The organism is Microbacterium paludicola, assembly GCF_015235415.1.
GTDB classification, from domain to species: domain Bacteria; phylum Actinomycetota; class Actinomycetes; order Actinomycetales; family Microbacteriaceae; genus Microbacterium; species Microbacterium paludicola.
On sequence record NZ_JADGLL010000008.1, the window covers coordinates 28,081 to 43,498 of the forward strand.

Genomic DNA, 15,418 nt, shown 5'->3' on the forward strand with positions numbered 1-15,418 from the left:
CCGTGGTGAGCAGCGTGCCGTCCTCGAGCACGATGGACACGCCGTGGTGCGCGGCGTCCGCCTCGTACGTCTCCGTCTCGGGCTGCGCGCCGGCGCCATCCACCAGCGCATCCGTCTCGAGGATCGTCGTCGTGCCCGTGCCGTCGTCGAACAGGACCGTCTTGCCGTGGTGCACGACCACGTGCCCGGCGGCGCTCGCCTCGAACACGACGTCGGTCATCGCCGGAGCGGCGGTGTCGAGCACCTCGAAGCCCTGCGAGGTGGTGACGACCACGTGCCGGCCGTCGCCGAACGGGTTCAGCCGCGTGAACGCCTCGCTGGAGATCTCGTCGATGACCTCGAGCGTCGCGGGGTCGAGGACGGCGATGCCGTTCTCGTACGAGACGGCGACGCGCCCCTCCGCGGTCGCCTCCTCTGCCTGCTGGCTCGGGGCGGCCGCACCGGGTGCCGCCGACGTCGATGCGCACGCCGTCGCCAGGAGCGCCGTCCCCGCGAGCGCGGCTGCTGCTGCGACCAGTCGCGTCTGTCGTTTCATCATTTCCCTTTCCATGGATGACCTCACTGCGTGAGGCCCTGTGCGATGCGCTCGGTGTTGGCGCGCATCATCGTCATATAGGTGTCGGCGCCCACACCCGGAGGCGTGAGCGACTCGGTGTAGAGCTCCACCACCTCGACCTCGATGCCGACCTCGCTGGCGAGCGCCTGCATCAGCCGGTCGGGCTGGGACGACTCGGCGAAGATCGTTCGCACGCCGGCCTCCTCGATCGCCGTCGCCAGGTCGCGGAGATCAGCCGCACTGGGGGCCGCGAGCGTCGTGCCGCCGGGGATGACGGCACCGACGATCCGGAAGCCGAACCGATCGGCCAGGTAGCCGAAGACGTGGTGATTGGTCACGAGCGCTCGCCGGCCCTCGTCGATCGCCGCGAAGTCCTCGGTCATCTCGGCGTCGAGCCGGCCGAGCTCCGCGCGATATGCCTCGGCGTGCTCGTGGACGGCCGCGGTGTCCACGCCCTCTATGCGGGCGACCGCCTGCTCGAGCCCGTCGACGACGTCGACAACGCGCGCGGGGTCGGTCCAGAAGTGCGGATCGGGCGCTCCGGCCGCCTCCTCGTCGCTGTAGGCGAGGGCGTCGATCGCGTCCCCGGCGACGAACAGCGGCGCTCCGTCGGCGGCGGCGCGGTCGAGGTGCTGGGTCAGCCCCTCCTCCAGCCCCAGCCCGTTGGACACGACGAGGTCGGCGGAGCCGAGCATCGCCGCCTCCTGGGCCGAGATCTCGAACGAATGCGGATCCGCGTTCCGCTTCATCAGGGTCGTGACCTCGGCCTCGTCACCCACGACGTTCTCCACGATGTCGCCCAGGATGTTCGTGGTCACGACGATCCGGGGCCCCGCTCCGGTCGGCTCGCCGCCGGCGCGTCCGGCGATAACGAGCGCGGCCGCCAGGACTCCTGCCGCGCCGGCGAGGCGGCGAGCGGGCGCGCCGCTCATCGGCCGACCTCCGCGAAGAAGGCGGCATCGGTCGGCGTCTCGAGCGTGCGGGCGATGCGCGCACCGTCGGCGTAGGCGATCTCGTGGACGACGCCCGATCCGGGGTCGTTCACGTACGCGCGCTGTGCGTCGACGAACAGCGTGACGCCGGATCCGCCGGCCGCGACGTCGACGACGGGTTCGGTCGCGGCGAGCTCGCTCTCGCCAGGCGATCGCGCTGCGACCGGCCATCCTGCTGCTGGACGAGCCGGCCTCGGGCCTGGACGCGGACAGCCGCGAGCGCGCGCGTCAGATCCTCGCCGAGGAGGCCGCCCGCGGCGCGGCGGTCGCGTGCGTCACGCACGACGACACCGCGATCGACGCGGCCGACCGCGTCATCCGCCTCACCGCGGTGGACGACGCCACGGGGTCGCAGGTTACGGATCGCCTTCCTCCACAGGGCTGATCGCGCCCTCTCGTCATATTCGCCTGCGCGGGCGTCACACTGTCGCGGGATCGCGGCCGGATTCGTACCGTCGATCCATGACCGCTCTGAACCTGCCGATCCTCGACCTCTCTCAGCTCGACGAGGGCGACGAGGCCGCCGCCCGTTTCCGCGACGACCTCGCGGCCGCGACGCGGGACGTCGGCTTCTTCTACCTCGTCGGCACCGGCGTCTCCGCCGAGCTCGAGGAGCGCGTTCACCGCGTCTCCCGCGCGTTCTTCGACCTCCCCGAGGCCGACAAGCTCGCGATCGAGAACGTCACCAGCCCGCACTTCCGCGGGTACACCCGGATCGGCGGCGAGCGCACCCAGGGAAAGGTCGACTGGCGCGAGCAGATCGACATCGGTCCGGAGCGCGAGCCCGTGACCGACCCCGAGGCCGCCGACTTCTTCCGCCTGCAGGGTCCGAACCTCTGGCCGGAGGCACTCCCCGAGCTGCGCGAGGTCATCACCGAGTGGCACGACCGCCTGACCCAGGTCGCGAGGAAGCTGCTGCGCGCCTGGGCGCTCGCGCTCCACGCCGAGGAGGACTACTTCGACAAGCACTTCGGTGACCCCGCGACGCTGATCAAGATCGTCCGCTATCCGGGGGTCGACACGGACGAGCCGCAGCAGGGCGTCGGCATCCACAAGGACTCCGGCGTCCTGACCCTGCTCTGGGTGCAGCCCGAGCGCGGCGGCCTGCAGGTCGAGCGGGACGGACAGTGGGTGGATGCGCCCCCGGTGCCCGGATCCTTCATCGTCAACATCGGCGAGATGCTCGAGTACGCGACGCAGGGCTACCTGCGCGCGACGAACCACCGCGTGTTCTCGCCGCGTGCCCCGCAGGACCGCATCTCCATCCCGTTCTTCTTCAGCCCCGCGCTCGACGCGCGACTGCCGATCCTCGAGCTTCCCGCCGAGCTGGCGGCGCGTGCCCGCGGCGTGGAGCAGGATCCGTCGAACCCGATCCACTCGCTGTACGGCGAGAACGCGCTCAAATCGCGCCTGCGCGCCCACCCCGATGTGGCCGAGCGCTGGCACGCCGACCTTCTCGCCGCCCGATCCTGAGGCGGGGCCCGTTCGGACGCGGCGCGGTCAAGCGGCGTGAAGGAGGCGCAGCCCGGCCTCCGAGGCGCTTCCCCGCGGCGCGGTGAAGGTCAGCAGACGCTGCCCGTCGCCCTGGGGCAGGTGAAGCACCTCGTAGTCGAGGTCGAGGTCCCCCACCGAGGGGTGGTGGAGCAGCTTGGTGCCGCTCGTGCAGAGGCGCACGGAGTGACGCGCCCACATGCGCGCGAAATCGGGGCTGTCCGTGCTGATCTCGCCCACGAGGTGGGCGATGCGCACGTCGTCGGGGAACTCGGCCGCGACGTAGCGCAGTGACGCGACGGCGAGCGCCGCCTCGGACTCCCAGTCCCGGTACAGCGCGCGCGTGTGCGGGTCGAGGAACAGCATGCGGATCAGGTTCGGTCGCGCGCCGCGGTCGGCGGGCGCATCGGGGTCGAGATGACCCGCGACGAGGCCATGCGCGAGAGGGTTCCAGGCGAGGACGTCATTGAAGCGGCCGAGCAGCAGCGTCGGCCCCTCGGCGATGGCGCGCACCAGCTGCACAGCCCCGGGCCGGGGCGTCTCGGGCCGGACGGGACGGGAGCGCAGCGTGGGCTCGGCGTGAGCGAGCGCATGGAGATGTGCGCGCTCGTCGTCGTCGAGGCGCAGGGCCCGCGCGAGGCCCGCCAACACGGCGTCGGAGGCGTTGCGCGACTGCCCCTGCTCGAGCCGCGTCAGGTAGGTGATCGACACCCCGGCCAGCTGCGCGAGCTCCTCGCGGCGCAGCCCGGGGACGCGGCGGCGGCCGTAGGAGATGACCCCGGCGGCTTCGGGCGTCAGCCGGTCCCGGCGCGAGCGCAGGAAGTCGCCGAGCTCGCTCGAGCGCGACTGAAGCCGCACGTCGCTCGGCCGCGACGCTGCGCCGCGGCGAGCGCGGAGCCCCTCGTCCGTGGCGAGGTCCTGGTTCACGGCGGGGACGGTCATGCGCCAAGTCTCCTCCCCTCTCGCCCCGGTGTGCCTGTCCCTGTGGGTGCCAGGCTCTCCAGGGATCTGGCTGCGGGCCATCCGCTGCCGGAGGGTCGCACCATGACCTCCACGACGTCCCTCTCCCGTCCCGCACCGCCCGACATCCGCCAGCGCCTCGCGACGGCGGTGCTGCTCACCGCGAACTTCACCCTCGCCGTCGACTTCTCGATCCTGAACGTCGCCCTGCCGCGCATCGGAGCGGAGGTGGGCTTCGCCACCGAGCACCTGCAGTGGATCATCACGTCGTTCGCCCTCTGCGCCGCGGGGTTCACGCTGTTCTTCGGGCGCGTCGCCGACCTGTTCGGCCGGAAGCGGCTGTTCCTCGCCGGCATCGCGCTGCTCGGCGCGTCGTCGCTCGCCGGCGGCCTCGCGCAGGAGCCGGCGCTGCTGATCGCCGCCCGGATCGCCCAGGGCATCGCGACCGCGATGGTCACTCCGGCGGCCCTGTCGCTGCTGACAACGACCTTCGCGGAGGGGCCGCAGCGCAGCCGCGTGCTCGGATTGAACGGCGCGCTCATGGCCGCGGGCTTCACCGCCGGGGCGGTTCTCGGCGGGGTGCTCGCGGGAACCGTCAGCTGGCGATGGGCGTTCTTCGTCAACGTCATCGTCGCGATCCTGGTCCTCGTGATCGCCCCGACCGCGGTGCGCGAGAGGAGGTCGGACGAGCGTCCTCGGCTCGATGTCGCCGGCGCGATCCTGGTGACCCTCGCCCTCGTCGCGCTGGTGTTCGGCATCAGCAACGCCGGCGAGTCGGGCTGGGCGGATCCCTCGACGTGGCTGCCGCTCGCCGGCGCGGCGATCCTGGTGGTGGTCTTCGGCGTCGTGGAGTCCCGCGCACGCGAGCCGCTCGTTCCGCTTGAGCTGCTGCGCCGCCGGAACGTCGCCTGGGGCAACATCGCCGGCCTCATCGCCTTCGCCACCGAGACGTCGCTGGTCTTCCTGCTGACGCTGTACCTGCAGGAGATCCTCGGGCACTCCGCGCTCGATGCGGGGCTCACCCTCGGCGTCCTCGGCGTCGGCACCGTGATCGGCGGGCTCATCGCCCCGCGCGTCATCGCGCGGATCGGGTCGCGGGGCGCGATCGTGCTCGGCCTGCTCGTCCAGGCCGCGGTCACCGCCCCGCTTGCTCTCCTCGGTACGGCGGCAGGCTCCCTTCCCGCGCTGCTCTCGCTCACCTTCGTGGGCGGCATCGCGAACCTCGTCGCGATCGTCGGGTACGTCGTGACGGCGACCGGTTCGCTTCCCGCCGACAGGCAGGGGCTCGCCACCGGTCTCGTGACGCTGAGCCAGCAGGTCGGCATCGCGCTCGGCACCCCCGTGATGGCCGCGCTTGTGGCGAGCAGACTCGCCGAAGGGCTGCTCCCCGCGCTGCAGTACGCGATCGCGGGCTCTGCGGTCATCGCGGGTGTCGCCGGTGCGGTGCTGGCTGTCGCGCACCGGCAGCCGGCGGGCGCGGTTGGCCACGGGTAGCGCGGCCCCGGGCACCAGGCAAGGGGGCTGAAGTCGGGCGGCACCCGGCCTACCGTGGGGACCATGCCGGACATCGCCATCTTCGCCCCGTCGCCGACCCTCACCGTGACCATCGAGGATCACGGGTCGGACGGCGACGGCGGCGACCCGGAGATCCACGTCCACGCCGGTGGACAGGGAGTCTGGCAGGCGCGCATGCTGCGCCGGCTCGGCGTCTCGGCCACCCTGTGCTGCGCGCTCACGGGCGAGCTCGGCCGGGTCGTCCGCCGCCTGCTCGAGGACGAGGGCTTCCGCGTCGTCGGGGTCGAGCGCGAGGGCCGCGGCGCCGCGTACGTGCACGACCGCCGGGACGGCGAGCGCACCGCGGTCGCCGAGACGCAGGGCCAGCCCCTCGGGCGCCACGACCTCGACGAGCTGTACGGCGCGATGCTGCGCGAGGGGATCGACGCGGGCCTCGCCATCCTGAGCGGGCCGGACGGCGACGGTGTGCTGCCCGCCGACACGTACCGGCGCCTGGCGGCCGACCTGCGCACGAATGATGTGCGCGTGGTGGCCGATCTCGCCGGCGACCGGATGATCGCCACGCTCGAGGGAGGAATCGACGTGCTCAAGGTCAGCGATGAGGAGCTCGTCGCCGACGGCCTGCTCGCCGAGGACGCCGACACCGCCGCCGTCGTCGGCGCCATCGAGGAGCTGCGACGACGCGGGGCGCGCGACGTGATCGTGACGCGCGGCGGAGGCGCCTTCGTGGTGCGCGCGGGCGACACGATCCTCGACGTCACTCCCCCGCAGCTCGAGATCGCGGACCACCGTGGCGCGGGAGACTCGCTCACGGCCGGTGTCTGCGCTGGGCTCGCCACCGGCCAGTCGCTGCGCGAGGCGGTCGTCACCGGGGCTGCCGCCGGCGCGCTGAACGTCACCCGGCACGGCCTCGGCACCGGCGACATAGAGACCATCGAGCGGCTGCGCAGGAGCGTCAAGGTGCGTGAGCACGGCGCCGATCCGGACGACAGCCACGGCAGGATCAGCCCCGACGGCCTCGCCGCGCTCGCGGACACGGGCGATCACCGGACGGACGAGAGGGAGGGGGACGCATGACGCGCGTGCTGGTGACGAACGACGACGGGATCGAGGCGCCGGGACTGCACTCCCTCGCGCGGGCGGCCGCGGCGAAGGGCCTCGAGGTGATGATCGCGGCTCCGGAACGCCAGTCGAGCGGCGCGAGCGCGTCGATCATCGCCGGCGAGGAGGAGGGCCGGATCGCGATGGAGTCCCGCACGATCGAGGGCCTCGAGGATCTGCGGGCGTACGCGGTGCGCGGCGGCCCGGGTCTCATCGCGCTGATCGCCGCGCACGGTGCATTCGGCGATCCGTTCGACCTCGTCCTGTCGGGCGTGAACCACGGCGCGAACGTGGGGCGCGCGATCCTCCACTCCGGCACGGTTGGGGCGGCGCTGACCGGCGGCCTCAACGGCGCGTGGGGGCTCGCCGTGTCGCTGGACGTCGGGATGCGGCCCGAGGCGTTCGAGTGGGACGCGGCATCCGCCGTCGCCGTCGAGACGCTGCCCTTCCTGATGTCGCTAGAGCGCGGATCCGTCGTCAACCTCAACGTGCCCAATGCGCGCGAGCATCGCGGCGTGCGCGAGGCGCCGCTGGCGCCCTTCGGCATCGTCCAGACGACGCTGAGCGAACGCGGCGAGAAGTACATCCGCCTTGCGGTGGAGGACCTGCCGAACGTGCCGGAGCCCGGGACGGATGCCGCGCTCCTCGCGGAGGGCTACGTGACGCTCACGGGCATCGAGCCCGTCTCGCACCGCCCGCTCGGCTACCCCGCCTGAATCGGCGGTTGCTGAGCGAGCGCCAGCGAGCCGAAGCGACCCACCCTAAGCCGCGCAGCCGTGGAGCCGGTCATCTCGACTCGCAAGCTCGCTCGATAACCGGGGATGGGTCCGCCCAAAGGTGCGGCGAACGCACCGAATGAGGGGCGTGATGGTGCACACGCCGCACCTTTACCCCACCGGTTGCTGAGCGAGCGCCAGCGAGCCGAAGCGACCCGCCCTAAGCCGCGCGTCCGTGCGAGCGGGTCATCTCGACTCGCAAGCTCGCTCGATAACCGGGGTGAGGTAACGGAAACGGACATGTGCCCCCCAGCGGTTGCTGAGCGAGCGCCAGCGAGCCGAAGCGACCGACCCCGAGCCGCCCACTCGTGCGACCCGTCATCTCGACTCGCTCCGCTCGCTCGATAACCGGGGTGAGGTAACGGACCTGTGCCACCGCCGGGGTGACGTCCCCGGCCGGTTGCTGAGCGAGCGCCAGCGAGCCGAAGCGACCCACCCCGAGCCGCCCACTCGTGCGACCCGTCATCTCGACTCGCTCCGCTCGCTCGATAACCGGGGTGAGGTAACGGAAACGGACATGTGCCCCCCAGCGGTTGCTGAGCGAGCGCCAGCGAGCCGAAGCGACCGACCCAAAGCCGCGCAGCCGTGCGAGCCGGTCATCTCGACTCGCTCCGCTCGCTCGATAACCGGGGTGAGGTAACGGAAACGGACATGTGCCCCCCAGCGGTTGCTGAGCGAGCGCCAGCGAGCCGAAGCGACCGGCCCCAAGCCGCGCGGCCGTGCGAGCCGTCATCTCGACTCGCTCCGCTCGCTCGATAACCGGGGTGAGGTAACGGAAACGGACATGTGCCCCCCAGCGGTTGCTGAGCGAGCGCCAGCGAGCCGAAGCGACCGGCCCGGAGCCGCCCGTCCGTGCGAGCCGTCATCTCGACTCGCTCCGCTCGCTCGATAACCGGGGCGGGGTAACGAACCTGTACCCCTTGCGAACGAAGCGAACGTGGAGCGAAGCGACCAACGCAGCGCGAAGCGCTGCCGCAACGGAGCGCCAGCGACGGTGCCTCGCTCGCAAGGGCGCCGCTTGCGGCCCCGAAGCGTGCGAGACGCTTCTAAAGGAAACGAACAAGGGCCCGTCCACACCTGGACGGGCCCTTGAGAAGACGATTGAACGCTGGTGCGCTCTGCTTATCGACGCAGACCGAGGCGCTCGATGAGCGAGCGGTAACGGTTGATGTCGACATCCTGGAGGTAACCCAGGAGGCGGCGGCGCTGGCCGACGAGCAGGAACAGGCCACGACGCGAGTGGTGGTCGTGCTTGTGCTCCTTGAGGTGCTCGGTGAGGTCCTTGATGCGCTGCGTCAGCATCGCGACCTGCACCTCGGGGGATCCGGTGTCACCGGGGTGCGTCGCGTACTCTTCGATGATCGCCTTCTTGACGTCTGCTTCCAGTGCCATAGGTGATCCCCTCTCTCCTCATTGCGCGGCGCCCGACGCCTGATGCGCGAGCTCTCTTTATCCGCGGCCGATCGAACGGCAACCACAAGAGTCTACCAGCGATCCGCGGCCATCCGCACCGTGCGGCGCCCCGGTGCGCGCGGCACCGATTAGGGTCGATCCGTGCAGCACTCCGAGGCAGACGCGTGAGCGAGACCACGACCCGCCGCAGCCACTTCGTCGACCTGCGCCCCCTGCGCGAGAGCCCCGCCTTCGCCCGCCTCTGGGTCGGAACCCTGCTCGGCGGGCTCGGCAGCCAGCTCACGATCACGGCCGTGATGCTGCACATGTACGCGCTGACGGAATCGACCTTCGCGGTGTCGATGATCGCGGTCGCGGGGCTCGTGCCGATGATCGTCGCCGGCCTCTACGGCGGCATGCTCGCCGACCACTTCGATCGCCGCATCGTGGCGCTGACCGCCGCGACGATCGGATGGACGTCGACACTGCTGCTCGCCGTCCTCGCGTGGACCGGGCACATCGATGTGTGGTGGCTGTACGGCCTGTCGATCGTGAACTCCGCGGCGAGCACCGTCGCCGGCGCGACGAAGATGGCGATGACGCCGAAGCTCGTCGGCACGCACCTGATCGCGGCCGCCGCCGCGCTCACCGGCATCACGTCGGGAGTGATGGTGCTTGTCGGGCCGGCGATCGGCGGCGTGCTCGTCGCGCTGTTCAGCTACCCGATCACGTACACGATCGACGCCGTGCTGACCCTGTCGCTGTTCCTCGGCCTGGCGACGCTCCCCCGCCTGCGGCCGGAGGGGCAGACGGAGCAACCCGGTCTCCGGTCGATCGCCGACGGCCTCGCGTTCCTGAAGGTGGCTCCGAACATCCGGATGCAGTTCATCCTCGACGTCGTCGCGATGACCTTCGGCCACCCGATCGCCCTGTTCCCGGCGATCGGCGTCGTGCTGCTCGGCGGCGGCGAGGTGACCTCGGGCCTGCTGATGGCGGCGATCGCCGCCGGTGTGCTGGTGTCGAGCCTGTTCTCGGGGCGGATCGGCACGGTGCGGAGGCAGGGGGTCGGCATCGCGCGCGCGATCCAGGCATTCGGCCTCGCGACCGGCCTGTTCGGGCTCGTCCTGCTCGCCGCGGCGCTGGGGTGGTCGGGCGCGGGACGCATCGACGAAGCGCACCCCGACATCCTGCTCATCGTGCTCGCGTGCGTCTGCCTGGCGTTCACCGGCGCCGCCGACAACATCAGCTCGATCTTCCGGCAGACGATGCTGCAGGCGGCCGTCCCCGACGCGGTGCGCGGCAGGCTGCAGGGGATCTTCATGGTCGTGGTGGCGGGCGGGCCGCGCATCGGCGCGCTCTACACGGGGATCCTCGCCGGGATCGCGCTGTGGGTGCCGCCGCTGGTCGGCGGCGTAGTGATCATCGCGATCGTCGCGACGATCCTGCGGTTCGCCCACGGCTTCCGCGCGTACGACGCGGAGCATCCGACACCGTAGGCGCCGGACATGCAAGAGGGGCGGGCGCCATCCGGCACCCGCCCCTCTCCCGAAGCGCTTACGCCTGCAGCGCACCCTGCAGGTCGATCGTGATCGTGACGTCCTTGCCGACCAGCACGCCACCCGTCTCGAGCGCGGCGTTCCAGGTCAGGCCGAACTCCTCACGGTCGATCTTGGTCGAGCCCGTGGCGCCCGCCTTGTAGTTGCCCCACGGGTCGACGCCGAAGCCGCCGAACTCCACCGTGAAGGTGACGGGCTTGGTGATGCCCTTGATGGTCAGGTCGCCGTCGACGAGGAACTCGCCGTCCTGCTCGCGCACGCCGGTCGAGACGAACTCGATCGTGGGGTGGTTCTCGGCGTCGAAGAAGTCCGCCGAGCGGAGGTGCTGGTCGCGACCCTCGTCCTTCGTGTTGATCGAGGCGACGTCGGCCTTGGCCGTCACCTTCGCCTCGAGCGGGTTCTCGGGGGCGACGATGGTGCCCTCGATGACGTGGAAGGCGCCCTTCACCTTGGAGATCATCATGTGGCGGACGGTGAAGCCCACCTCGCTGTGCGCGGGGTCGATGACGTAGGTGCCGGGACGGTAGCCGGGGATCTCGATGGTCATAGCTCTCCTCGAAGGTCGTGCCGTGGGACGGCAGTGGTATACGGATCACAATACGCATTCATGCGCATATATTCCCGATCAGTTCGTGAACGTTGCGGGAACGACGAAGCGCCCTCCCGCCGAGGAGGGCGCTCCGTGTGGTTCAGGGTGCGTCAGGCGACGTCGATCAGGTCGATGATGAAGATCAGCGTCTTGCCGCTGAGGAAGTGACCGGCGCCGGCCGGGCCGTAGGCGAGGTGCGGCGGGATGACCAGCTCGCGGCGGCCGCCGACCTTCATGCCGGGGATGCCGTCCTGCCAGCCCTGGATCAGGCCGCGCAGCGGGAACTGGATGCTCTCGCCGCGGTTCCAGGACGAGTCGAACTCCTCGCCGGTCTCGTACTCGACGCCCGCGTAGTGGACGGTGACGGTGTCGCCGGGCTTCGCCTCGGCGCCGTCGCCCTCGATGATGTCGCGGGTGACGAGCTCGGTGGGCGCGGGGCCCTGGGGTGCGTCGAACTCGGGCTTGGTGCGATCTGCGCTCATGCGTTCAATCGAACCATGAACCCCTCGGCCACGGGGATGAGGTGCCGATGATTACGCCGAGAGCTGAGGTCTCGACCGCAGGACCGCCGCACGTCCGGGAAAGCACTCAGCGCCCGGGCTGCGGCGATGCCTGCGAGTCTTCCGGGCGCTGAGTTGATCTTCATTCAGGATGCGCCTGCCCCGCCGGGGTGTCAAGACCCCCGGCGCGTGATCCGGATCAGCGGGAGAGCAGCGCCTGGCGGGTGGTCGTGATCCGGGCGAGCAGCACGTGCTCGTCGTGCGCCGCCTGCGGGTCGCGTCCCGAGATGGCGCGCTGCCGGGCGGCGGCGAGCGCGGCCGCATCCCGGATGAACGTCGTCATCAGCTTGCTGCGCCCGCCCGGGAGGGTTGCCGCCCACGCACGCCCCGTGCGGCGTCCCGCGGGGGTCGCGAGCATGTCGACCTCCTGCGGCGTGAACCAGCCGGCCGCCGCGTAGTCGCCGAGTCGCTCGCGGGTCAGGCGCGCCTCCTCGCGGCGCAGCATGACGATCCCCCACACGAACAGCGCGAAGATCGGCACCTGCAGCACGAAGTAGTACCCCAGGAACTCGAAGAGCCCGCCACCGACGACGAAGGACGCGCCGTTCCAGAGCGCGTGAAGGAGCACGGCGGCGATGTAGCCGACCGCCGCGAGGCCGATCGCCCGTCCCGCCTTCATTCCGCGCCGCGCCGCGAGCCCCAGCGCGAAGCCCGTGCAGGCGGTGAACATCGCGTGCGCGAAGGGCGACAGGATCGCGCGCAGGAAGAACGTGAAGCCGAGCGAGGCGGCGCCGCCCTCGATGGTCGAGATCGCGAAGTACTGGATGTTCTCGGTGAAGGCGAAGCCGGCGCCGATCATGGCGCCGTAGACGACGCCGTCGACGGGCCCGTCGAACGCGCGGCGGCCCATCCAGAACACGAGCAGCAGGCCGAGGCCCTTGAATCCCTCCTCGACGAGAGGCGCCTGGATCACCGCGCTGAAGAAGTCGTTGCGCTCGGGGAGCACGAACGTGAGCGCAAGGTCGAACAGCAACGTGAATGCGATGGAGGCGATGCCGCCCCACGCGAGCGCGAAGAAGACAAGCCCCTTCGGCTCGGGCTCCCACCGGTCGATGAGCACGACCGTGGCGATCACGACCGCATAAGGGATGAGCGCTGCGACCAGGCCGACGAGCGACGCGAACGGACCGAGGAACGTCACGAAGTAGGCGATCAGCAGCAGCAGGAGCAGCCCGAGGACGGGCCACAGCCACACCCAGACGCGCCGCCCGCGGGGCGACGCGACGGGAAGAGCCTGGACGGCGGGAGGCGCCGGGGCGATCGCCGCGCCCATCCCGTAGGTCGGCTGGGCCAGCGCCGTCGGGAACGGCTGCTGGTGAGGCGGCGTCAGGCCGGTCCCGTAGGTCATGAGTCTCTCCCCGCACGTCTCGCGGCGCCGGCGGCGCCGTGATCACGGTCATCATATTGGCCGCGCGCTCCGGCGCCATCGAGGCGACGGCCGGTGCCGGTAGCCTGAGGGCATGCGTTTCGCCCACGTCGTGCTGCCCGGGGGCGACGGCCCCGTCCTCGTCCTCGTCGAGGACGGCGAGGCACTCCCGGTGCACACGCTGGTGCCCGACGGCCCTCGCACGCTCGAGCAGCTGATCGCCGGCGGCGGTCCCCTGCGCGACGCCGTGCGGCATGCGGCCTCGGCCTACCGGGGCGAGCGCACCCCGATCGACGAGGCGACGTTCGCGCCCGCCGTGCTCACGCCGCCGTCGATCATGGCCGTCGGGCTGAACTACGCCGCGCACTCGGGCGAGCTGAACCTCAAGACCGACGACACGCCCACGGTGTTCACGCTGTGGCCGAACTCCCTCGCGCCGCACGAGGGCACCACGTCGTGGTCGCGCTCGCTGAGCGAGGCGGTCGACTACGAGGCCGAGCTGGGCGTCATCATCGGCCGGCCCGCACGCGACGTGACCGAGGACGAGGCGCTCGACTATGTCTTCGGCTACACGGTCGTCAACGACATCACCGCCCGCAACGTGCAGTACTCCGAGTCGCAGTGGTGCCGCGCGAAGTCGTTCGACGGGTTCACGCCGGTGGGCCCGTACGTCGTGACGGCCGACGAGGTGCCCGACCCGCAGGACCTGCACATCTGGACGGTCCTGGACGGGCACACCATGCAGGACGCCTCGACCGGGACGATGGTGAGATCGGTCGCGAAGCTGATCGCGCACCTCTCGCGCGGCATCACCCTGCTTCCGGGCACGCTCATCTCGACGGGCAGCCCCGGCGGATCCGGCTACTCCCGCACACCGCAGGTGCTGATGCGCGACCGCTCCACCGTCACGGTGGGCATCGACGGCATCGGAGAGCTGACCACGCACTGCCGCGTGGTCGCCTGACCCGACGACGACGCGACGAGGCCGCACCCGGATCGGGTGCGGCCTCGCGGTCTGCGGGCGGGCCAGGCGACGCCCACCGGCTGCCGGGCGCGGACGCGGGGCGCGCCCGGCCGCGCGCGGCGTCACGACGAGGTCGTGAGGTCCTCCGGCGAGATGATCGGAATCGCCGCGGTGATCGCCTCGATGCCCGACAGGCGCGCCGGCGAGAGCTGCTTGTCGACCTCCTCGCGGTCCATGAGCCCGGCCTCGACGACGAGGTCGGCGACGTTGCGGTTCGTCAGCAGGGCGGCCTTCGCGAGCGCGGCCGCCGCGGCGTATCCGATGAAGGGGGTGAGGGCCGTGACGACGCCCACCGACGATCCGACCATGGCGCCGAGGCGCTCGCGGTTCGCGGTGATGCCGTCGACGCAGTTCACCCGCAGCGTCCGCATCGCCTGGCGCATCCAGGTGATCGACTGCAGGATCGAGTGGGCGATCACCGGCTCGAACGCGTTGAGCTGAAGCTGTCCCGCCTCGGCCGCCATGGTGACGGTCATGTCGGCGCCGGCGACCGAGAACGCCACCTGGTTCACGACCTCGGGGATGACCGGGTTCACCTTGCCCGGCATGATGCTCGACCCCGCCTGGCGGGCGGGAAGGTTGATCTCGCCGAAGCCCGCCTGCGGGCCCGAGGACAGCAGTCGCAGGTCGTTGCAGATCTTCGACAGCTTCATCGCGTTGCGCTTGAGGGAGGACGAGAACGACATGAACGCGCCGGTGTCGCTCGTCGCCTCGACGAGGTCGGTCGCGGTCGCGAGCGGCAGCCCGGAGATCTCGGAGAGGTGGCGGCGCACCGACTCGGCGTAGCCGGGCGCCGCGGTCACGCCCGTGCCGATCGCGGTGGCGCCGAGGTTGATCTCCGTCAGCAGCGACGAGTTCTCGCCGAGCCGCGCGTGGTCCTCGCCGAGCGTCGTCGCGAAGCCGTGGAACTCCTGCCCGAGGGTCATCGGGACGGCATCCTGCAGCTGTGTGCGCCCGACCTTCAGCACGTCGTGGAACTCGTGCGCCTTCGCGAGGAACGACTTGCGGAGGAGATCCAGCTCCTCGAGCAGCGAGACGTGCACGAGCGAGATGCCGATCTTGATCGCCGTCGGGTAGACGTCGTTCGTCGACTGGCTGCGGTTCGTGTGGTCGATCGGCGAGAGGAACTCGTAGTCGCCCTTCCGGCGGCCGGCGAGCTCGAGCGCGATGTTGGTGATGACCTCGTTCGCGTTCATGTTGGTCGACGTGCCGGCGCCGCCCTGGATGACGCCCACGATGAACTGATCGTGGAACTCGCCGTCGATCACGCGCTGCGCTGCGCGGTCGATCAGGTCGGCTTTGGCGGGATCCAGCACGCCGATGTCGCGATTCGCGCGTGCCGCGGCCTGTTTGACCATCGCCAGCGCGACGACGAGGTCGGCGTACACCGAGATGGGCCGCTTCGAGATGTCGAAGTTCTCGAGCGCCCGGGCGGTATGGACCCCCCAGTACACGTCGGACGGGATCTCCAGCGACCCCAGCGAATCTGTCTCGATGCGGGTGGTCGAGTCGTCAGCCATCGTTCTCCTCGTGGGTGCGC

Annotated in this window: 13 protein-coding genes; 6 read left to right on the top strand and 7 right to left on the bottom strand. The window is 71.0% G+C overall.

Going from position 1 to position 15,418, the window contains the following annotated elements:
- Positions 1–558: 558 nt before the first annotated feature.
- On the bottom strand, positions 559–1,488 hold the full coding sequence (gene aztC, locus IR155_RS05375) for a zinc ABC transporter substrate-binding protein AztC (RefSeq protein WP_135113799.1): 930 nt from the start codon (positions 1,486–1,488) through the stop codon (positions 559–561).
- A gap of 522 nt (positions 1,489–2,010) precedes the next feature.
- Here aztC and IR155_RS05380 point away from each other — a divergent pair.
- A complete protein-coding gene (locus tag IR155_RS05380; protein ID WP_135113800.1) occupies positions 2,011–3,021 on the top strand; it encodes an isopenicillin N synthase family dioxygenase in 1,011 nt (336 codons plus the stop codon).
- Between the two features lie 27 nt (positions 3,022–3,048).
- Here the strand turns inward: IR155_RS05380 and IR155_RS05385 are convergent, their stop codons facing one another.
- Positions 3,049–3,981 carry a helix-turn-helix transcriptional regulator gene (locus IR155_RS05385; RefSeq protein WP_135113801.1) on the bottom strand — a complete coding sequence of 311 codons (933 nt, stop codon included), beginning with the start codon at positions 3,979–3,981 and terminating at the stop codon, positions 3,049–3,051.
- Positions 3,982–4,083: 102 nt separating this feature from the next.
- Between IR155_RS05385 and IR155_RS05390 the strand changes: the two genes are divergently transcribed.
- From IR155_RS05390 to surE, 3 genes are all read left to right on the top strand, one after another.
- Positions 4,084–5,493, top strand: a complete 1,410-nt coding sequence (locus tag IR155_RS05390; RefSeq protein ID WP_135113802.1) for an MFS transporter — start codon at positions 4,084–4,086, stop codon at positions 5,491–5,493.
- A gap of 63 nt (positions 5,494–5,556) precedes the next feature.
- Positions 5,557–6,591 (top strand): PfkB family carbohydrate kinase, encoded by a 1,035-nt coding sequence (locus IR155_RS05395; RefSeq protein ID WP_135113803.1) that lies wholly within the window; start codon positions 5,557–5,559, stop codon positions 6,589–6,591.
- Entirely contained in the window at positions 6,588–7,331 is a 744-nt protein-coding gene (gene surE / locus IR155_RS05400) for a 5'/3'-nucleotidase SurE (RefSeq protein WP_135113804.1), read from the top strand. The genes IR155_RS05395 and surE overlap by 4 nt, the downstream gene beginning before the upstream one ends.
- Before the next feature lie 1,182 nt (positions 7,332–8,513).
- Here surE and rpsO read toward each other — a convergent pair.
- A complete protein-coding gene (gene rpsO, locus IR155_RS05405) occupies positions 8,514–8,783 on the bottom strand; it encodes a 30S ribosomal protein S15 (RefSeq protein ID WP_018187174.1) in 270 nt (89 codons plus the stop codon).
- 185 nt (positions 8,784–8,968) lie between these two features.
- Between rpsO and IR155_RS05410 the strand changes: the two genes are divergently transcribed.
- A complete protein-coding gene (locus IR155_RS05410) occupies positions 8,969–10,279 on the top strand; it encodes an MFS transporter (RefSeq protein WP_135113805.1) in 1,311 nt (436 codons plus the stop codon).
- A 58-nt stretch (positions 10,280–10,337) separates the two neighbouring features.
- Here IR155_RS05410 and IR155_RS05415 read toward each other — a convergent pair whose 3' ends face one another.
- The 3 genes from IR155_RS05415 to IR155_RS05425 form a co-directional block, all read right to left on the bottom strand.
- Entirely contained in the window at positions 10,338–10,886 is a 549-nt protein-coding gene (locus tag IR155_RS05415) for a YceI family protein (protein ID WP_135113806.1), read from the bottom strand.
- A 152-nt stretch (positions 10,887–11,038) separates the two neighbouring features.
- Positions 11,039–11,410 (bottom strand): FKBP-type peptidyl-prolyl cis-trans isomerase, encoded by a 372-nt coding sequence (locus IR155_RS05420; RefSeq protein WP_135113807.1) that lies wholly within the window; start codon positions 11,408–11,410, stop codon positions 11,039–11,041.
- A 217-nt stretch (positions 11,411–11,627) separates the two neighbouring features.
- Positions 11,628–12,836 carry a PrsW family intramembrane metalloprotease gene (locus IR155_RS05425; protein WP_228066683.1) on the bottom strand — a complete coding sequence of 403 codons (1,209 nt, stop codon included), beginning with the start codon at positions 12,834–12,836 and terminating at the stop codon, positions 11,628–11,630.
- A gap of 112 nt (positions 12,837–12,948) precedes the next feature.
- On the opposite strand from IR155_RS05425, the gene IR155_RS05430 reads away from it, so the two are divergent.
- Complete coding sequence (locus IR155_RS05430) at positions 12,949–13,818, top strand: fumarylacetoacetate hydrolase family protein (RefSeq protein ID WP_135113808.1); 870 nt, start codon at positions 12,949–12,951, stop codon at positions 13,816–13,818.
- Positions 13,819–13,940: 122 nt separating this feature from the next.
- Here the strand turns inward: IR155_RS05430 and IR155_RS05435 are convergent, their stop codons facing one another.
- Entirely contained in the window at positions 13,941–15,398 is a 1,458-nt protein-coding gene (locus IR155_RS05435) for an aspartate ammonia-lyase (RefSeq protein ID WP_135113809.1), read from the bottom strand.
- Positions 15,399–15,418: the final 20 nt, after the last annotated feature.